This is a genomic window from Priestia sp. P1_B12_1 (genome assembly GCF_056406695.1).
Map to the genome: position 1 here is coordinate 31,420 of NZ_JBFTZR010000008.1, position 20,995 is coordinate 52,414.

Sequence of the window (20,995 nt, forward strand, 5' to 3'; positions counted from 1 at the left end):
GATCACTATTCTATTCATATAAATTATGCCACTAAACTGTTTTTTTAAAAAAGACAATTAATCCTTATAAGAATCAATTGTGTTTTAAATTGAGAAAGGTTTTATGAAATATATAGGTTTAAGTATTTCTCTTTGGAAAGCCTTTCAAAAATAAAATAAGTGTTCTCAGATACTACACTAATGTCGAATTCTATTTAGAGAAGCAGTAATAAGGTTAGCTTGAAACCTTTGCAACATCTGATGCTCAACTTCTAGGGGAAGCAAATAGAATGTTAAATTGATGTCAGTCACAGTACGGTATTGATTAATATCTTTTTCTGATAAAAATCCCTTGAGTATATAATTTTGTATTTTCTCAGCAGAAGCACTAGCGTGCCTAATTAAAAATTCAGCACCAAAATTGTTAAAGATTTTGGTGCAGTCAAATACAGGTTGTCGTTTAAAGAGAGTAAAGCTTCCATATTTAAAGTTCATCTTGTCTATCTCATCGCAGATAAAAAAACATAAAATTTTATTTTTTGCAACATTATATAAGGCTTCATTCTGTTTAAATATGTAATAAAATTTATTAAACCAAAAAGCTAGTTCATCAATTGATTGGTTTTCGAGTGGATTGTCCCAAGGTAAATTCTCATTTAGTCTATTTTTTAACTTTAAGTTAGGAGTTATATAATATTCGTCTTTTAATTGAAAAGGTTCCAACACTTTAGCTAATTGAGGTTGATCCTTTATTGCTTTAATTTGTACTACTTCCGGAAGAAGACCTATATTGTAAAGGTAATAATTAAGAGAGAAGTGATCTATTTGAAACTTTCTTTTTGGTATAAATTTAGCTACAAGATTATGCTTTGTAAATTCTATTCTTCTTGATTCGGCATGTTGTAAACGTTTATAGAACTGTTCTCTAATCATCTTTAAATATTTCTTAGCGGTTTGACATCTTTCGTATATGCCACTTTCAATCAGGTGTATAGCTATATCTTCTGCTGTTAACTTCATTGGCTTCACCTATCCTATCCATTTTATTATATTTATTATTTGAGAACAAATGTTCTTTTATGCTTTTCTTAAAAAATTTGATTTGAAAAAATTACGTGATATTAACTTCTAGTATAAGTCTTTTAGAAGGTTAGCAAGACAAAGTAGGAAGCAAGAAATAAATTCAATACAAAAACTTTTTATGAAGAGGAATAATTTCTGAAAATTTAGAACATAATTAAAGTAAGACAAATGATTGAAGGAGTCGTTTAGATTGCAGACAATAAAAGGTTCAAAATATACTATTGTTCCAAGCATTGATGAAAAGGGTTTTTGGGAAGGTATTGGAAAAAGTTTCAAAAATCTATCTCAAGCAATATGGGAACCTGTTGACAATTCAATTTCTAATCTTTTGTCCAATCCTAAAAGTGTCCGCAATATTATAATAGCCTTTGAGAGAACTTTGAAGGGCTATCTTATTAGAATAGAAGATTGTGGTACAGGTATCTCAGAATTAGCTCAAGCCTTTTCAGTTGGGAACAGAAATAATCAAACTACTACCTTAAATGAACATGGCTATGGGATGAAAAACTTTTTAGCTTTTTGCGATTCAACTAACTCAGCATGGGCTATTTATACACGAACAGAGACAGATAGGCCTGGTACTTATCGAAAGGTGTCGGCACCTTATTCAACTATAGGAATAAAAGTGGAAGTCATAGATGAAAAAATCCAACCATGGCCAGGAAGTCTTAAGGGAACAGGCACCATTGTAGAAGTGGAGGTTTCACAAACTCTTTTCTTTACTCTTCGTGACCGTGGGGGCGGAACTGCTTTGGATGCTAAATGTTTTGAATATTTATGTGAAGATTTAGGTTTTGTTTATAGTACGTTAATTGATGAACACAACATTGCGATTCGTGTAGATGCGGATGCGATTCCTGATGGAACACGTCAAATTAAAGCCTTGCGTCCCGTAGGGGAATTCTATAAAGAGTTAGAAAATCTAGATTGGACTTTTGAAGGTAGGAAAGTTCGAGTAGATATTAGTTGGATGGATGTTAAAGACCAGCCCGGGGTTAATCGTTATTATCGTCGAAGTGCTCGTTGTTCCGGAGCTGAAATTCGATTGAATGGGCGTGTAATTGCTTATAATCTACTAGATGAGATTTGGCCACGAGATAATCATCCATCAACCAACGGATTCTTATTACAAGCCAATATCATTTCTAGTGATAGAGATGTCTTACCAAGTACAGATCGTACGAAAACAGCTCTTCTAGAATCAGATCCGAAAACACAAAGTTTGTATGATTGGATTCGTAAGCAATGTCCAAAACTTCCAAAGGCAAAGCCCAGCGAACTTAGAGAATTGGATATGTTTAATAGATTATCCAAAAAAATTGAGAAATTTTATAAATTAACACGACCGAATGCATATGCTGAAACTAATTATAATGTGTACCGTTGTTACAATTCAAATATCAAAGCAGATATGCGATTTTACGATGGAGAAGCCGTAGTTTATTACGAAGGTAAGAAGGGAGAAGCAGACTTGTTAGCATTCTATCAATTACTTATGTATTGGGATGGGGCAGTTGCTGATAATGATCCACCCACTAAAGGGATCTTAGTAGGCGATGGATTTAGTCCAGGCGTTAAAGATATAATTGCTTATTATAATAGCCGGTTGGATGCCAGAGGTCACCCCTACTTCTTTAAGGCGCAAACATGGAATGAAGCAGGTCTGGAAGATTAAAAGAACTGTTTGCAGTGATTAAGTTGGAAACAGTAAATGAAATTAAGTATGACTAGAGGATTTCACTCTGTATTATATACAGAGTGATTTTTTTATTTTTTATAATCCTTAATTAAAGAAGGCATTTTTTAATCGGTATGGAGCCATTTCTTTAAGTGAAAAAGCCTCCCTACCTACTTAAATATACCAGAAAGTAAAGTTTTTAAAAGATAATTAGAGGTCATTTTGACCTAACAACTAAGTAAGATGAACTCAGTAAATAGAATAGGAGAGCTAATCTCTATAAAAAATAAAAAACATACTATATCTTTTAATCTGTATGTTTTTTATTCTTGTATTTAGCTCTTTAAAATCTATAAGTGTATGTAGTAATAATTTTATTTTTTAATTTCAAAGGGCTATATTTCGTTCGATAGGGATTTTGTTTGTATTTATATCTAATTGTTCAGAGATAAAAACCATTACTATTTTAAACGATGTTTTAATATCCCAGACTACTGGGGATGCTATTCATACAGTCTTAAGTTTAGTAATAGAGGTGTGAAAATTGGAGGAAACGCTAGAGGAATTATATAAAAAATACGGGTCAATAAAAAAGTTAAGTATGATTTTAGGAGTTGACCGTAATAAATTATCCAAAGAGTTAAAGGCCTTAGGATTAACTAGTCCAAATATAAACAGGAAGTTTGACAAAGAAGACTTATTAAAGATGAAGTATATGTACAGTGTGGAACAAAAGGCACTACATGAAATTGCTAAAGAATTTGGAGTGGAACGAAGATTAGTATCAAAAAAATTAAAAGAAATAGGTGTTGTTATTCGTTCTAATAATCCTAAAAATTTTCCTGAAGAAGTATATAATGATTGGGCTGAACAATATAAACTTGGTTTTTCATATCAAAATATTGCATCGAAATATCATGTAAGTAAAGAAACAGTAAGGGTTTATTTACAGAAGAAAATGAATTTACCAAGTCGTACTAGCAAAAAAAATTTTTCTCCAGGAACCTACCTTCTTTGGGGAGATTTGTATAATAATAGTAAAAGTCTAGAAGATATAGGAGAGGAATTTGAAGTATCATCCTCGACAGTAGCAAAACATCTTGCCTTACAAGGTATAGATAGAAGAACTGGATACACTTTTGATGATAATGTATACGAAAATTGGATATATATGTATAATGAAGATTTCACAACCAGAGAGATTGCATCCATACATGGAGTATCAAAATTCTCAGTCTCCTTTCACTTAGATAGAAAAGGTATCAGGATGAGAAAGAATTGGCAATGGAACCTTGCAAAACCCCACTTATTGGAGGCCGAACTATCTAATGATCAAAAACAATTAATCATTGGAAGTGCAATGGGAGACGGTACCTTATTCAATCAAGCAAAGGGAGCTTACCTTAGAATGAAGCATAAAGAGGGGCAGCGTGCATACTTAGAATACAAGATGAAAATATTAGGGGAGTTCGTTGCTGAAGCTGGGCTAGTAGACACAAAAACAAGTGCAAATGGTAAAGTATTTAATCAGGTTTATGTGTGCTCTGTTCCAAATATGTTTATAAAGCAGATTTGGACCCTAACTTATCAATCAGGAGAACGGATTATTAAAGATATCATTCCATCCCTTGACTCACTAGGTTTGGCTATTCTATGGTGTGACGATGGTTCAATCAACAGGAAGGGATCAGGTCATTTAAGTACTTGTAATTTTTCTTGGGAAGACAATGAACTTCTTGCTGCTCATCTACAAGAAAAATTTAAAATTGAATGCTATGTTAATAAGAAATATGACAAATACTATGATAAAAATTACCCTTATATTTATGTAACAGTAGAGGGAATGAAAGGCATGATAAGAGTAATTCAAAAATATGTTCCCCCTAGTATGAGATACAAACTTGGTGAATATAGTCATTAAATACTTTAGTTAATTTTTAGAATCAATAGAGGGAATGGTATTCTCTAGGGATCTTTATATATGTGTATGTATGAGGTGAATACTACTACATCAACGTTATTATTTTTTATCTACACTTAGCATTCTAGTCATTGTGAATGCTGTGCGTCGCTTGAGCTAGCTGACTAATCTCTATTTAAGCATGTTTTTCAACATATGCTTTATTAGGTTGTGGTTTTGGAATATCTAATTTAATATTAGCTGAAACATAAAAAACAGACGGTTTAGAAGTGCGATAATGCACTCCTAATTGGCCGTCTGCTTTTACTATTATTTTATGAATGAAACGACCTAAGATAGTTTTTGTTAACTCAGTAATTGGTTTTTTGGATTGAATTTCCAAGATATATATGATTTAAGTTCATCGATATCTACATGGCTATTCGTTTCCTCGTATTGTAAAGTATTCAACTTTTCAACTAGTTAGCTCTTCGATTCGAGGATTAGGTTTGCCACAAGCCCGTCATACGCGTCTTGATCTATTTTGTCATCAAGCATCTTACCTAGAACTTTTTGCTTTTTTACAAGTAGTTGAGTAAGCTCATTCTTTATCTTTTCAATATCAGTAACATATTTAATTTCTATTTTCTCTAGATAATTATCGAGCAGTTTCTCCGTAGATACTGTTGAAACCTTAGAAAAATAAAGTTGATTTAAATCATTTAGTAACAATTGAATTAATTCATTCTTTTTGAGTTGGAAATTTTCGGAGCAAGATTTTTTACCATGCCTGTTTTAATGTCCACAAACATAACGGTCACGTTTAAATTGCATACCCGCTCCTCATTTTCTGTAAACTAGAAAATTAGTTAATAAATGGTCTTTTTTGCTGCGATTAGATTCTCTTGCGTGCCTGAATTAGTTGTTGTACAAGACTGAAATTTTCTTTCGAGATAATTGCTTCGTGCGTACCTTCGTGTACAACCCAATCCTTTGGTTTATTATTTATACGTTTGGTAGTGGTAGGAGAAATAGTAGAAGTCTTCTTCGAAATTAAACAGCCTGTATAAATTTCACGTTCAAGGATTTGTCGTATAGTTGAGCTATGCCAGAAGATACCTGCATTTTGATGACCTTTACGATGAGCCCGTGTCGGAATGTCCTCGTTAAATAGAGAACGCCTGATCGCATCAAAACTCTTTTCCTCCATATAGTTTTCATATATACGTTTTACAATATCTGCACTGCTATCTGTACCGATAGACAATTTAACATCTTTTAAATCATAACCATAAGGAGCTTTATCAAAACGCCCTGCTAAAATAAAAGTTTGTAGTTAGGAAGGAATGAAAAGATTTATTCTATATTCTTATTAAGGCCTCAGAAATACAATTAAAGTAGTGTAATTAGCTAAATAAAATAAAAAAGGTGAAGTAAGCACTAAAACGGTAATTGCTACCGAGCTTTAGATACGTACTGCACCTTTGAGTTTGTAAAATTATTATATGTTATAATCATAAATAAATTCTTCGAAATTGTCAAGGAAGTGATTAAAAAATGATTCCGCTACATAAGCAGCTTTTTATTAACCTATTAGAATTGAAAATCGAAACTAAAGAAGAGATAAAGTATGATAGTTTCTTTACTTTAATTGAAGAATACTTGAAACTTGAAAAATCTATAGAGAATGCTTCTGCTGAAACGGTAGATTACTTAATACGAGCAAGACAAGATTATATAAAAGATATTTTGTTCGAAATTGAAAACTCGCCTTTTTCTAAGTATGATAATTTTTATTCGGGCGATTTGTTAACGATAAAAAATATAATTAAGGGTCAAAAAATTGATTTTGAATTGTTGAAAATTATATTTAATACTTTTCATAAGAAACGAACGATAAATTATTTTACCAATATACAGCGAATATTAGATAATCAAAAAAGGATCGATTTTAAATACATATTTATCTTGGTAGATAATCTTTTGCAGGAAATTAATTATCATAATTTTTCATATGAAAAAATTAAGTCTTTATTAAAGTATACATCTGATAAATATAATATTTGTTTAGAGATACAGCACTCCTTTGATTCTAAGTCTGAAAAGAAATTTCCATTGTGTCTCATAAAAGTTGAAGTGCCTAAGGAACTTGAAGGACAAGATTTATTAATAATAGATAATGTGAAGTTTTATAAAGTATACGATGTGGAATGGAACTTAGTTTCAACAGTATATTCTGACCTATATAAAGAACACTTAGAAAAATTCTTTATAACTGAAAATAATAAAATTAAATATAAATCTAAAGGAAATCTATATTTATTCGAAACTCAAAATTTAGATGGGGCTGACTATCAAACAAGAATTAGAAAGGCCGCTCAATCCGTTGAAAGTAACCTGAAGGATTTAATGAGCAATACAGGTACTAGAAAAAAGAACATTATTCATACAACGGCGTATACATTTACAAGTGAAGCACCTGATAAATATAGAGCGTTTAATATAGCAGTTGCTGGTTCGAAAAATATTCCTGTTTATCAGAATAGAAATAAAAGAGATGTCCAGGAATTTTATAAGGAATATTTATCTTCTTTTCATAAAGAAAACTTTAAATTAGATTCATTTAAGACTATTTATAATTTGTTAGATTTAATAAAAAATACGTCCGAAATGACTGTAGAAAATAAATTAGTTATTCTATGGTCATGTTTAGAAAAAATATGTGTTGATTTGAATAGAAAGGCTATTATTCAAAAGGTTCAACAAATAATAACGAAGTCACATTTAATGTATATTTTAAAACAAGATTTAAATGAAATTTGGCATGGAATTGTCGAAAATAATTTTCATAATCAAATAGAAGTATTGAAAGAAGTTATAGTAGATCCGTCAGACGATTTTGTAAAATATAAACCTAAAGAATTATTTGTTGTTTTAAAAGGAATGGATAAAGAAAATCAAACAACAATTATGGAGAAGGATATAGTTTTAGCTGCACTTATCAATTCTTTTCAAGAAAACATGAAAGATAAAAACACTATAAAAAAATATTTAAAGATAGAAAAGAGCAGAGTAGAACAAAATATCAGAAGGATTTATAGGCATAGAAATATACTGACACATACCCATTCACAACAAAATTTTGACATAATGTATTTTGTAATGAAATTAGAAAAATATTTAAGTGGTTTGATTTCTATAATTATTCATTATACGTTGAGAAATCCTGAACTAACTATTAAAGACATTATTTACGCTATAGATCAAACTTATAATTATTATGAATCTACTATTATTGATAGTAATGATTATAATTCAATATTAAAGCCTCATTATCTATTGTTATAAATTTATTTCTACAATCATAACAAATTTATTAAGGTTATTGGGAAAATTATGATATGGTGCCTCTACTAAATCTCATATTTGCACACCAGCGTCAACACTCACCACATGTAGAGAATGTGGCTGTATTAAATTTAAAATAACTCTTCATCAAAGCTGCTATCTTAGTAAAGATAGGAGCTTTTTTGCTTAAATAAGTACGAAAAAAGTAAAGTCAGAATTTCTATACTAAAAGCATTATCCGCTTGTATGTCCGTTTTATTTTGCCGTTTGTCCACCCCACCAACACATCAAATTTCTGAATATACTTTTTTTAAGGTTTTCAATATTTTAGGAATTATAATAAAGAAGCAATAAATGAAAACATTATATTTGTGGTAAGAGGTGAAGGGACATCATGTATAGAGCAATTGCTATTATAGCAGGTTCTGTGTTAATTGGATTTGCATACAATTGGTTTTTAATCCCCCATAAAGTGCTAAGCAGCGGTATTAGCGGTATTGCTATGATTATAGGAATTTTAACGCCTGCAAGCACGGGAACAATGAATTTTTTGTTGAATTTACCCCTTTTAATTATTGGTTTTATGAAGTTAGGAAAGCGGTTTGTTTTACATACGCTGCTGTCCGTTGTGGCTTTATCAATTGCTTTATACGTGATTCCCTTGAGAGCTGTTAGTACAGATCCTATTCTGTCAGCTGTTTTTGGAGGAGTTTTAACTGGAATTGGCGTAGGGTTTGTTTTTCGTCAGTCAGCTTCGACAGGTGGATTTGATATTATTGCGATGCTTCTTACGCATAAAAAAGAATTTCCTCTTGGCGCTATATTATCAGCGATGAATGCCGTGGTTGTATTTGTTTCAGGTTTCTTTGTGAATTGGGACGCAGCTTTATATACGATGCTTTCGATTTTCGTCACAGGAAAAGTAGTGGATGCGATTCATACTCGCCATATTAAGCTCACGTTAACCATTATTACGAGAAAAGGCGAAGAAATGAAGCAACAGCTTCTTACGAATTTAGTGCGCGGCGTGACGTTAATGAACGGTGAAGGAGCTTATTCAAGAGAAGACCGTAAAATATTAATGACGGTGATTTCGCGCTATGAGCTTGCAAACCTCAAGCAGTTAATTCAATCCGTGGATCCTGAAGCTTTCGTAAATATTACGGAAACGGTAGAAGTAATGGGGCTGTTTCGACGGGATGCCTATTAATATATTTGTTATTTCAGCGCCGATTTATGATAAATAGCCATTTTTATAGTATAAAAGTTATAAAAAAAGCCTTAAGAGTAGTTCTTGAGGCTTTTTTTGCGTAAAATATGAGTAAGAAAATATCGTGTATGAAAAGTATAAAAAAGGGAATTTGATAGAGTACATAAAATATTGACATCAAAAAGGAGAGACTATATGACGGTAGAATATCAGTTAACGAAAAAGAAATATTACGAAACGTTTATGCAAGAAAATGAAAATCAGCCGCCTGTAAAGGTCCTTGGACAAGCTTATTACGAAGAGCAGCAAAAAGAGTGGTACGACTTATCGCTCGTTCGCTTAGCACAGGGAGAAGTGTACTTCCATAATCAAGATTTTGAGTCTGCGATTTTTAAGTGGGAGAATGTAAATGGTGAATTTAAGCTGTGGGCGAAGAAAAATACGGCCGACGCGCATTATGAATTGGGGTTGTCTACGCTAGCTGAAGAGCTTTACCTATCCATCGAAACGGATTCAAAAGTATTAAAAGCTGAAATAGCGCTAAAGCTGTTTTCGCTGTATACGGACCATAACAATATTGAACGAGCTTATGAAGTCATTAACGAGCTGGTTGCTTCTCAGCCGGATTATCCAAACGTCACGGCGATTGCACGCAGATTTTATGAAGAGCAAGAAGACTTTAACAGCGCAGTAGAGCTTGCGGTAGATGAGTGTATTCGAACGGAATCGTTAAATTGGTTTGCGGTATTAAAGACTTACGTAGATAAAGGATATACAGCAAACTTTATCCCTAACTATTTTTATCAAGTGATGATTTCATTTTACAAAGTGGACCAAGTATATTTCAAACAGCTTGTCTCAGCTTTATGGAAACAATATAAGAGTCAGCCTCCTTATCTTGCTTGGATTAAAACCATCAATGATATTTTCTTGAATATTGAAGTGGGCCTCTATGATTATTGGCAAGAGATTTCAACTCTTTATCAAGAGACGTACACTGACTTAATGGAAAGTGATCATTCTGTAAAGGAATTGCATGAAGTCATTCCGAACGTATTAACAAACTGGCTTAAAATTACTAATAAGTCACGTGCGTTATTTCCGTCTGCGGCCGTGCTTTCATGGAATGAAAAGTTTCCGTCAACTATTGATACCATTACAATCGAAAATGCAGGCAGATTAATTTTTGAGGCGCGTAACGACATTGATGGTCTTGAATATCACTACAAGCTTTGCCATGGCATTATTAAATGGGCTAATGAAAATGGTTTAGAAGTGGGGCACACCTTTAAATGGTGGGTAGACTTTTTATTAGATGCTCATACGACACACTTATTAATTACAGGAACAAATGCTGAAACGTCTTCATTTGTGGGATCGATTACAGAAGAAAAGGTACCGCAAAATCACGAAACAACCTTTGTGTTCATTCATGATGAAGAAGAATCTATCCAGCAAATCGCTGATCAAGAAATCACTCCGATGGAAACGATTGACGGAGCCGAGCAATCTCCTCACAAGGCGCTTGTAGAAGTGAAAAAACCTTTTGCGTTCCTTGATAAACATAATTGTTCATGCATTGTTACGCCAAGCTTTACAGAACAAGAGGCGCGTGAGCAGGATGCATTTAAATATGCTCCTTTAGCAGATGGTTTACTGTTTGTGCTTGATGCAAAAGAATCGCTGCTTGATGAAGAAAGAGAATTGTTGCTTGAGATTAAAGAGCATGCGCCAAATACGCCAGTTCATTTTGTCATCAACAATATGGACAGTCTTTATAATCAAGCAACGATTGAGCGAATCACAAAAGAATTTGAAGCAAGCATTGGAGCTGATTTCCCGCAGGCGCATGTATTAGCCTATACGCCTCACTACGTATCCAGTCAGCACCACGGAGACTTGGCTCAGTTTATTAAAGCTAATTTCTATTACGATCCAAACAACGTTGGAGTAGAAGAGCGTGCGCGCAGACTGCTGTTCTTTATTCAAAGCATGCTAAAGGGCTTAGTGGAGAAGAGAAATCAAACAGAAAATCATTTGATTGAAAGCATTAAATGGAACGAAGATATGCTTGTACGATTAAATGGCTTCTTGCATCGAGTAGATGACTTAGAACAAGAAAAAGCGAGTAGTATTGTTTCGGCTTATCACGGCATCAAAGAGGATATTAGCAAAAAGTTAAAAAATAAAATTCCTCGTTTACTCAAAAAGTCTTCAGAACTAGTGAAGGAAGACAGTGATTTTAGCACGGTTCATATTGAGCTGAATAAACAAATGAATATGCGCGTGGAAGAGCACTTGCAGCAAGATGTCCTACCTAAGTTCCGCATTTCTTTAAAGGACTGGATTGCCACATCAAATGAAGAGCTGATTGCGAGTCAAGTAGATATTGAAGAAGTAGCAGAGTCATTAAATAAGATGTACAATGAGCAAAAATTAACGTTGGCCTGCGATTTTAAAGTGCTGGATGACTGGCGTCGCGACGTTAATCGGATGGCTAATCGGGTTCAGCTGGATGAGGAAAATATTTTACTTCGCGTTAATCCAACGCAGCTCTTGTTAAAAGGAGCAGGAAAGCTGTTTTCTTCCATTCTTCAAAACCAAACGCTGCTTTATAATCAATATAAAAAGTACATTGAAAGTCAAGACTATCAAGATATCACAGAATCTATGCTGGCAAAGTTTTTTATGCAGTTTAATTTATTTGAGAAAAATTTAGAAGTTGATATTGAACTATTCTTTGAAAAGCCAAAAGAGGTTTTAAAAGAAACGATTGAAGAAACACAGGCGCATATTAATGAAAATCAAGACGTGTTAAGTCATATGAAAGCCAATCCTGAAGCTTACTATGATCCGTTAACATTATTCCAGCTTCGCTTGCGTCAGTATGAGTTAATGGTTAAAGCTACAGAAGAAGTACACTATAACGTCTAAAAGGTGGAGCAGGATGTATTTAACGATAAAAGAAGCAGCAGAGTATCTATCTTTTCCTGAAGAATATGTACAGAAATTGATTCAAGAAGGAAAAGTAAGGGCTATATTTGATGGTGAAAACTACTTATTAAATAAAGAGCAGTTTAACACCCATTTAGAGCAAATGGAAAAGTACAAAAAACAAATTGAAGAATACCTAAATGAGCCAATCCCTGAAGATATGGACGTAAAAGATGAAGATTGAAGGCCGAAGCAGAAAACAGATGTTTTCTGCTTTTTCTTTTGGAGTGAAAGTGTTAAAAAAGGTAAGATATGAAAGAAATGTCGAAAAAAGTTGGAATTTCGTTAAAGATGTAGTCTTTTTAGATGCTTTTTTTATATAATGAAAGTATGCTAAACAAAAAGGAGAAGGTCTATGCAACGATCAAGACAGTTAAGGCTGATTTTATTGCTTGCCCTGATTGTTGTCGCTTCGTTTTTAATTATTATTGTTTCGAAAACACAAGGGATTATAAGTCAGCAAACGACAAAAAAAGTAGAAAACACAAGCGTTGCAATTCTCACCTCTGATGTACTGACAGATCAAAGCTGGGGCAGTCTAGCTTATAAAGGAAAAATCAACATCGAGCAGCAGTACCCCGTTTCGGCTCAAGTTATTAGCGAAGTAAATACGAACCAAAAAATGAAGGAAGCTGCTGAAAAAGTTATTCAAAATGGAACAAAAGTCGTAATTGGACATGGAAGAGAATTTTCTACCGTTTTTACAGAACTAGCTCCTAAGTATCCTCATGTTCATTTCGTCACCATTCACGGTACTTCAATGTATAAAAACCAAACGGTATATACATTTGATCAAACAAAAATAGAACACCTGGCAGGCACGGCAGCTGCCATGAAGACAAAAACGAAAAAAATTGGATTACTCGATACATTTGCAAAAGAAAAAAATCCAGGATTCGAACAAGGAATCAAAGCGTATGATTCATCGATTGCTTTTTATTATCGAGTTGTAAACAGCCGAGACGATGGAGCAAAAGCAGTAAAGCTGCTCCGCGAGTTAAAAGCTCAAGGTGTCGATATCGTCTATGCTAAAGGAAATTCGTATAATCAAGAAGTTATTCAAGAAGCGAAAACACAAGGAATGTACGTAATAGGATATTTAGATGATCAGGCGTACATGGGTAGGTCTGTTATTTTAACAAGTGTGATCAATGATGTTCCTCAAGCTTACAACGTGATTATGAAGAACTATTTTAGTAAAAAAGGTCTTCCATCTGGAGAAGTCAAACTTGACGCCAGGGACGGTGTTTATAAACTAGCGCCTTTTGGACCGATGTACAGTAAACGGGAAAAACAAATTTTATATTCGAAAGTTAGAATGTCTACACAGCCGAAGTAACTATGAAAAAGAAAGAGATGATTATGAATCAATTATTTCGCAACATGTCATTCCGTAGCCAAATATTAACGATTCTTCTTTTGATTACATTCATGTTAAGCGGGTTCTCTTTGGTTTTAGTGCATGCCATTGATAAAATGAATCATGTAAGCAACGAAATTAAAGATGAAGATGTTCCTCAAATGGTGTGGCTTTCTTATTGGGAAGAGCAGCTGAACATAAAAGAATACATTGTGAAAAATAATCTAAAGAACCCCACTGTCTCTTTGATAGAAGAATATCAATCATATGATACACGAGTTATCGAAAATAATGAAAGATATAAGCAGCCTGTGCCAAAATCGTTGATTCCACTAAAGGAAAAAATTGAGCTGCTGGATTTTAAGATTTCTAATAACGTGCAGGGACTGCTGAAGTACGGAGATATAGAGGGAGCAAAAGAGTATCTTAAGAGAAATTATTTGCCGGATCTGCATCAGATAAAAAAAGATATTAATAGTTCAAAAGAAGAGACGGTTGATTCACTTGATACACTATCAGATACACTGTCTGTTATTATTAAAGATTCATTAATTTTACTATTGATTTTAACAGTAAGTGCTATTGTGGCTTCCCTTTATGTTTCTTATCGTATGAGTGCGAGCCTTACGAAACCAATTGAACAAATGATTGAAAAAGTGAATGACATTGCAGACGGAGAATACGGTCTTGTTCTTCAAGACACAAAGCAAATCGAGCTGAAGCAGCTTTCGGCTTCTATCAATCAAATGTCGGTTAGTTTAGAAGATTCATTTTGGAAAATCATTAAAGATAAAGCATATCGCCAGCAGATTTTAAATTCACTGCCTGTTGGAATTATCACAATAGAAGATGAGACAAATAGTATATTTGCCAATACCTCAGCAAAACAGTTTTTAGATCTCGATGAAAAGGATATTTGCGGGTATATGAAGGAATGTCCTGAATATAATACTGAATTTTGGAGCATGTTGAATTCGGGAGAAATTCACGAAAATAAAAAAGTATTATTTGGAACGAAAGAGACGTGCTATTGCTTTTTAGCCTCTCAAACGCAGCTGTTTAACGAGAAGAACGAGAGCATTGGAAGGATTTTTTATTTCATTGATATATCGGATACCGAAGAATTAGAAAAGCGAATGCATCAGTCTGAGAAACTTGCCCTGGTTGGAGAAGTGGCAGCCGGAGCTGCTCATGAGATTCGTAATCCTCTTGCCGTGATTCATGGATTTATATCTCTTATGAATCAGTCTCTTTCTGATGAGGAGAAAAAGCGTTTTTACCTGCCTCTGCTTATGAAAGAGCTAGAGAGGATTAATTACATCATTGAAGAAATGCTGTTGTTATCAAAACCAGGGACTCCGGTGATGAAAAAAGTCAGCATGCAGGATATTATTAATGAGCTATTGCCTTTGATTACTCACTCAAGCAAATTTACAGAAAAAGATAAGCTTATCTTCGATGTGAAACTGCAGCCGCATATACTAAAGGTAGATGAAAAACAAATCAAACAAGTTCTTCATAATTTAATTCGAAACAGTATGGAAGCCATGGATGGAGAAGGAGTCATTACAATCTACTCGCAGGTTCATGAAGATAGCTACTGTCTATACATTGAAGATACTGGAAAAGGCATTCCTTTGCATATGCAGCAGTCGCTGTACCAGCCTTTTTCCACTTCAAAAGATAGCGGAACAGGTCTTGGTCTGCCCATTGCTCAGCGTATTCTAGAAAGCCACGGAGGACAGATTAAATTATTATCTACTTCTTCCCGCGGCACCGTTTTTGTTATTAAATTTCCTCTACATTAAAAAAACAGCCTCAAAAGGGCTGTTTTTTTAATGTGCTGTTAAAATAAGAGGACCGTTTTTCGTAATCGCAAGCGTATGTTCAAATTGAGCGGATAATTTACCGTCTGTTGTACGAGCCGTCCAACCGTTTTTATCCATTTTAGAATGCCATGTACCAGCGTTTACCATTGGCTCAATTGTAATCACCATGCCTTCTTTTAAACGTGTACCTTTGCCAGCTTTTCCGTAGTGAAGAATGGTAGGTGCTTCGTGCATGGTATTTCCAATTCCGTGTCCTGTAAAGTCGCGTACCACAGAGAATTTTTCGCCTTCTACATAGCTTTGAATAGCGTGGCCAATGTCACCTGTGCGATTTCCTGGCTGTGCTTGCTCGATTCCTTTCAAAAGCGCTTCGTATGTAACATCTACTAGACGTTGTGCTTCGTCTGAAATGTCTCCAACGGTATGAGTCCATGCTGAATCTGCTAAGCCTCCGTTTAAATTTACAACCATATCAATGGTTACGATATCACCGTCTTTTAACGGTTTAGTTGTTGGAAAACCGTGGCAAATTTCATCATTTAAAGAAGCGCACGTTGCATATTGATATCCTTTGTATCCTTTTTGTTCCGGCGTTGCTCCGTGCTTTGCTAAGTACTCTTCAACAAATTTATCAATTTGCATTGTTGTTATGCCTGGTTTGATCATTTTAGCGATTTCTTTATGACAAGAAGCTAATAATTTACCTGCTTCGTGCATTAAATTAATTTCGCGTTCACTTTTTAATGTGATCATTGTTGTTCACTCCTTTTTTGATGTAACTTTACGAAAAAAGTTGGGCAGCGGTTATAGCCATGAAAGTCGACTATTCATCAGTTCATTTTTCTTTATTTGAAAATCCAAGAAATACAGAAGCCGTCTGCTATGGGGCGATATAAAATCATCCTTAATCATAACGCCCAATGGTAGGGAAATGCAAGATGCAGGCTTAAAAAGGAAGGGTTTGACGATAGGCATGTAGGGAAAACTGATAAATGAACGTTGAATTGGAGCATTCTCTACAACAAATGCGGTATGATATAGTAAAATAAATGAAACAAAACAATTCTTTAGGAGGGGTATAGGAAAATGAGTGAACATGGAAAATTTATTGGATTTGCAGGTACATATACAAAAGCAGGCAGTGAAGGTGTCTATACGTTTACGTTAGATACAAAGGCTAAAAAGATTGTAGAAGTAAAAGCCGTGGCTAAAATTGAAAATCCTACATACTTAAATGCAAGCAAAGACAACGAACATCTTTATACAGTTATTAAAGAAGGAGAAAAAGGCGGAGTAGCTGCTTTTAAGATTGATCCAAACACGGGACAACTAAAGTTTGTAAACAAACAGCTGCTAGACGGCGCGCCTCCTTGCTATGTTTCAGTGAATGAAGATAATACGCTTGTTTTATCTGCTAACTTTCATAAAGGGAGCGTTGAGACGTATTCTGTTAATGAAGAAACAGGGGAAATTGAATATGTAGCATCTGTAGTGGAACATCCTCATTCAGACCTCAAAAAAGGACAAAAAGGAAAACCACACGTACACTATGCCGATTTTACTCCTGGAGAAAAGCACGTGGCTGTTGTGGACTTAGGTATCGATGAAATCGTGACATATGAAGTGGAAGAGAATAAATTGAAGGAAGTCAACAGTCTTTCTACATCTGTTGGTTCGGGTCCTAGACATTTAACGTTCCATCCAAATGGCCGCTATGCCTATGCAATGACAGAATTCAGCTCTGAAGTTTTATTTTTAACTTATGACGAAAGCAAAGGAAGCTTTACTCAACAACAAGCTACTTTAGCGATCCCGGCTGATTTTACAGAAAATAATCAAGGGAGTGCGATCCACATTTCTTCAGATGGCCGCTTTGTCTATGCAGGAAACCGCGGACATAACTCGATTGCAACATTCAAAGTAGATCAGGATTCTGGACAGTTAACATTCGTAGAATGGACAGGCACTGAAGGCGACTGGCCGCGCGATTTTGTTTTGGATCCAACGGAACAATTTATTGTAGCGTCTAATCAAGAAACAGGAAACTTGGTACTGTTTGAAAGAGACCAAGAAAGTGGAAAGCTAACGCTTCTTCAATCTAATGTTACGGTTCCAGAAGCTGTATGCGTAAAGTTCCTCCATTATAAGTAATCGATGTAGACAATAAAGCATAATCAAAGAACGATTATGCTTTATTGTCTAGACCTAAGCGCCTGTCACTCCCCTTGCGGGGTTAGTGCCATTCGCATAGGTGAACCTTTGAGGGAATAGTCAGGTAGTGTGCGTTCTTTAGTATGATTTATGATTGCGATTTTTGAAATGAGCATAACCTATATGTGGAAAAAAAGCCCTTTTGGAGGGCTTTTTTTTCTGGGGTTGTAGTAGAATGAAGAGAGAACGCATGAAGGGCTGAGGTGATAAGTGTGGAAAATATATGTGAGTATCCAATTGTACAAGCTCCCATGGCAGGAGGAGTTTCGACGCCTAAACTAGCTGCAGCAGTATCTAATAGCGGAGGGCTAGGGTTTTTAGCTGGGGGATATAAAAGTGCGCGTGAATTGGAGCAGGAAATTATAGAGATGCACTCACTTACGAAAAAACCTTTTGGAGTGAATCTGTTTGTTCCGACAAATGAAAAAGTAGCAGTTGATGCACTTGATTGTTATCAAAAAGAACTGTCAAAAGCAGCTGAATATTTGGAGTGTCAAGTTGGCATACCAAAGAATGATGATGATGAATGGAGTGCCAAGCTCGACATCATTCAAAAACATCGAGTACCTGCTGTGAGCTTTACATTTGGGTGCCCGGATCGAGAGATTATAGCAAGTTTAAAAGGAATTGGAAGCCGTGTTTTCGTTACGATTACAACACCTCAAGAAGCCGAAGTAGCTTCGAGAGCAGGAGCGGATGCGCTATGTTTGCAAGGTATTGAAGCCGGCGGCCATCGATCTACTTTTTTAGAGGGTTCGGTGGACTATCCGCTTATGAATTTGCTAAAAGAAGTTCGCTCAATCACCAAAAAGCCATTGATTGCTGCTGGAGGATTGATGACGGGATCTGACATCAAACGTGTGTTACAAGAAGGAGCTTCTGCCGCTCAGTTAGGTACGGCTTTTATTTGTTGTCCAGAAAGCGGAGCGAGTGCTCTTCATAAAGAAAGCATTCTTCAAAAACGTTTTAATGAAACAGGTGTCACACGAGCTTTTACAGGGAAACGTGCTAGAGGATTTGTGAATGCTTTTTTTATTTCCTATGATAAATCAGCACCATCCGCCTACCCTCATATTCATTACATGACAAAGCCTATTCGCTCAAAAGCTACACAAATGAAGAATCCAGAGTACGCTTCTTTGTGGGCAGGAACTGGATTTACGCTGGCAAGAGAACTGCCTGCACATCTTATTGTGGAAGAGCTTGTACAAGAACTAAATGAACGATGAGAATTACGCTGTTGCTTGCTTTAAGTGCAAGCAGCTTTACATAAAGAAGGTGAACTCATATGCAAAACAAATTTACGATTGGGCAAATGGCCAGACTGCATGATATTCCGGTTAAAACACTTCGCTATTATGATGAAATTGGTCTATTTGAGCCTTATGAAGTTGATCCACAAACCGGATATCGATATTATACGTTAGAACAATTTAAAAAATTAGATATCATTGTCTATTTAAAGCTGATGGGGGTTCCCTTAAAAGAAATTAAAAGAAAGATGGAGCACAGCAGCTTGGATGAATTTATTGAAACTTTAGCGGAATATCAGCAGGTAACAAAAGAAAAAATTCGTCACCTTCAAAGAGTGAATGCGCAGTTAACAACTCGAATGAAGGAATTAGAACAGACGAGACATATTAACCAAATAGGAGACCCGTTCATCAAACACCTTCCTTCTCGTGAAGTTGTGAAAGTAAAAGCAGAGGTAGGTACGTTAGATGGTACTGAAAGTGTTCTGCGTGATTTAAAAAAGAAAATTAGTCATATTACCCCGATTATGATTGGGAAAGTAGGGTTTATGCTATCGGTAGAAAACACGAAAAAACAACAATTTACAGATTACGATGGCATTTTTTTATTGGTCGAAAGCGATGTTTCTTTTAAGCATGAACTCGTTACGTTAATACCTGAAGGCGATTACGCATCTATTTATATGAGAGAAAAGAGAGATACTACAGGAGTCTATTACGATGCGTTACTGAACTTTATTAAAGCCGAAGGATACAAAGCAGAAGGGCCTTTTTTAATTCGGCGAATTGTAGATTCTTTTATTTCTCATCATGAAGAAGAGCGGCTGACTGAAATTCAAATTCGAATTACGTCTTGACTATCCAGTAGCTGGAGGGTTTAAGATGAGACTATTGTAGAACTGCTGAAGGGAGAGACAACAATAGATGAATCAGCAAAGTATTTCCCAAGGAATGTCTTTAAGCCGAGGAAATCGAATTTTATTTATTTTAATTTTGGGTTCACTGAGCGCATTTGGCCCGTTATCAATTGATATGTATTTGCCAGCGCTGCCGACGCTTGCCAAAGAATTGCATACTTCAGCTTCTTTAGCACAAGTCAGTCTGACGGCTTGCTTATTGGGCTTAGCATTTGGGCAAGTGGTCATGGGGCCATTCAGTGATATTCGCGGAAGGAAAAAGCCGCTTGTAGCAGCATTAATTACCTATGCGGTTGCATCTGTTTTATGCGTGTTTGCGCCGTCTATTTGGATTTTTATCGTTTTGCGATTTATTCAAGGTATGGCAGGAGCAGCAGGAATGGTTATTTCAAGAGCGAGCGTGCGAGACTTGTTTTCAGGTTCGGATTTAACAAAGTTTTTCTCTATGCTTATGCTCGTAAATGGGTTAGCTCCTATTTTGGCTCCGGTTGCTGGTGGACAGCTGCTGACGGTTATGTCGTGGCGAGGAGTATTTGGTGTGCTAGCAGTGATTGGTGCACTAATGTTTTTTGCCGTTTTATTTGGTTTAAAAGAAACGCTTCCGCTCGAACGCCGTAAAGAAGGTGGATTAACAGAAGTACTGCGTACGTTTGGCGTATTGCTAAAAGATGGTGTCTTTGTGGGATATGCGCTGGCGCAAGGTTTTATTATGAGTGCCATGTTTGCTTATATTTCAGGTTCTACATTTGTCCTTCAAGACATTTATGGCCTGTCTCCGCAGATGTTCAGCTTTGTTTTTGCGATTAACGGTTTTGGGCTCATTATAGCTACTCAAGTGACAGGACGTTTAGCGGGTAAAATAAAAGAAGCTACTCTTCTTATGTATGGATTGCTTCAAGCAGCCGTCGGAAGCGTGCTTTTAGTGGCCGTGATTGCTACTCACATGTCCGTTATTTTGGTCTGCATCTTGCTTTTCTTTGTAGTATCGAGCGTAGGAATTGTGAACACAACCGTTTTTTCACTTGCTATGGAAAATCAAGCTTCGAACGCGGGAAGTGCTTCAGCGCTTCTAGGGTTGCTTCCGTTCTTGCTCGGAGCAGCCGTAGCTCCTCTTGTTGGTCTTGGAGGAGGGCAAAATGCTCTGCCGATGGGCATTGTGATTATGGTCTGTGATTTATTAGCATTAGGTGTGTACATGACGTTAGTGAGAAGGAAAACTGCATCATAAAAAAG

Annotated in this window: 15 protein-coding genes; 12 read left to right on the forward strand and 3 right to left on the reverse strand. The window is 35.5% G+C overall.

Going from position 1 to position 20,995, the window contains the following annotated elements:
• Window positions 1–177 precede the first annotated feature (177 nt).
• Window positions 178–999, reverse strand: a complete 822-nt coding sequence (locus AC1D0Y_RS22215) for a hypothetical protein (protein ID WP_060746080.1) — start codon at window positions 997–999, stop codon at window positions 178–180.
• 253 nt (window positions 1,000–1,252) lie between these two features.
• On the opposite strand from AC1D0Y_RS22215, the gene AC1D0Y_RS22220 reads away from it, so the two are divergent.
• Window positions 1,253–2,737, forward strand: coding sequence for an ATP-binding protein (locus AC1D0Y_RS22220; RefSeq protein WP_060746081.1), 1,485 nt, complete (start codon window positions 1,253–1,255; stop codon window positions 2,735–2,737).
• A 547-nt stretch (window positions 2,738–3,284) separates the two neighbouring features.
• Window positions 3,285–4,661 (forward strand): hypothetical protein, encoded by a 1,377-nt coding sequence (locus AC1D0Y_RS22225; RefSeq protein WP_060746082.1) that lies wholly within the window; start codon window positions 3,285–3,287, stop codon window positions 4,659–4,661.
• Window positions 4,662–5,535: 874 nt separating this feature from the next.
• On the opposite strand, the gene AC1D0Y_RS22230 is transcribed toward AC1D0Y_RS22225, so the two are convergent.
• Window positions 5,536–5,907, reverse strand: a complete 372-nt coding sequence (locus AC1D0Y_RS22230; protein ID WP_060746084.1) for a recombinase family protein — start codon at window positions 5,905–5,907, stop codon at window positions 5,536–5,538.
• A 290-nt stretch (window positions 5,908–6,197) separates the two neighbouring features.
• Between AC1D0Y_RS22230 and AC1D0Y_RS22235 the strand changes: the two genes are divergently transcribed.
• The 6 genes from AC1D0Y_RS22235 to AC1D0Y_RS22260 all read left to right on the forward strand — a co-directional run bounded on the left by AC1D0Y_RS22235 (window position 6,198) and on the right by AC1D0Y_RS22260 (window position 15,360).
• Window positions 6,198–7,988: a hypothetical protein gene (locus AC1D0Y_RS22235; RefSeq protein WP_060746085.1), complete on the forward strand. Its 1,791-nt coding sequence runs from the start codon at window positions 6,198–6,200 to the stop codon at window positions 7,986–7,988.
• 394 nt (window positions 7,989–8,382) lie between these two features.
• Entirely contained in the window at window positions 8,383–9,198 is an 816-nt protein-coding gene (locus tag AC1D0Y_RS22240) for a YitT family protein (protein ID WP_013055060.1), read from the forward strand.
• Between the two features lie 195 nt (window positions 9,199–9,393).
• Window positions 9,394–12,132 carry a GTPase domain-containing protein gene (locus AC1D0Y_RS22245; protein WP_477707928.1) on the forward strand — a complete coding sequence of 913 codons (2,739 nt, stop codon included), beginning with the start codon at window positions 9,394–9,396 and terminating at the stop codon, window positions 12,130–12,132.
• A gap of 13 nt (window positions 12,133–12,145) precedes the next feature.
• Window positions 12,146–12,376 carry a helix-turn-helix domain-containing protein gene (locus AC1D0Y_RS22250; protein ID WP_013055062.1) on the forward strand — a complete coding sequence of 77 codons (231 nt, stop codon included), beginning with the start codon at window positions 12,146–12,148 and terminating at the stop codon, window positions 12,374–12,376.
• Between the two features lie 171 nt (window positions 12,377–12,547).
• Window positions 12,548–13,531, forward strand: coding sequence for a BMP family ABC transporter substrate-binding protein (locus AC1D0Y_RS22255; protein ID WP_060746087.1), 984 nt, complete (start codon window positions 12,548–12,550; stop codon window positions 13,529–13,531).
• A gap of 23 nt (window positions 13,532–13,554) precedes the next feature.
• On the forward strand, window positions 13,555–15,360 hold the full coding sequence (locus AC1D0Y_RS22260) for an ATP-binding protein (protein ID WP_060746088.1): 1,806 nt from the start codon (window positions 13,555–13,557) through the stop codon (window positions 15,358–15,360).
• A gap of 27 nt (window positions 15,361–15,387) precedes the next feature.
• Here AC1D0Y_RS22260 and map read toward each other — a convergent pair whose 3' ends face one another.
• The gene (map, locus tag AC1D0Y_RS22265) at window positions 15,388–16,134 is read right to left on the reverse strand and encodes a type I methionyl aminopeptidase (RefSeq protein ID WP_025752900.1); all 747 of its coding nucleotides are present in this window, start codon (window positions 16,132–16,134) and stop codon (window positions 15,388–15,390) included.
• A 333-nt stretch (window positions 16,135–16,467) separates the two neighbouring features.
• Between map and AC1D0Y_RS22270 the strand changes: the two genes are divergently transcribed.
• From AC1D0Y_RS22270 to AC1D0Y_RS22285, 4 genes are all read left to right on the forward strand, one after another.
• Window positions 16,468–17,532 carry a lactonase family protein gene (locus tag AC1D0Y_RS22270; RefSeq protein ID WP_025752899.1) on the forward strand — a complete coding sequence of 355 codons (1,065 nt, stop codon included), beginning with the start codon at window positions 16,468–16,470 and terminating at the stop codon, window positions 17,530–17,532.
• A 272-nt stretch (window positions 17,533–17,804) separates the two neighbouring features.
• The gene (locus AC1D0Y_RS22275; RefSeq protein ID WP_081085252.1) at window positions 17,805–18,821 is read left to right on the forward strand and encodes a nitronate monooxygenase; all 1,017 of its coding nucleotides are present in this window, start codon (window positions 17,805–17,807) and stop codon (window positions 18,819–18,821) included.
• A 59-nt stretch (window positions 18,822–18,880) separates the two neighbouring features.
• Window positions 18,881–19,702: a MerR family transcriptional regulator gene (locus AC1D0Y_RS22280; protein WP_060746089.1), complete on the forward strand. Its 822-nt coding sequence runs from the start codon at window positions 18,881–18,883 to the stop codon at window positions 19,700–19,702.
• A gap of 67 nt (window positions 19,703–19,769) precedes the next feature.
• Window positions 19,770–20,990: a multidrug effflux MFS transporter gene (locus AC1D0Y_RS22285; protein ID WP_060746090.1), complete on the forward strand. Its 1,221-nt coding sequence runs from the start codon at window positions 19,770–19,772 to the stop codon at window positions 20,988–20,990.
• Window positions 20,991–20,995 lie beyond the last annotated feature (5 nt).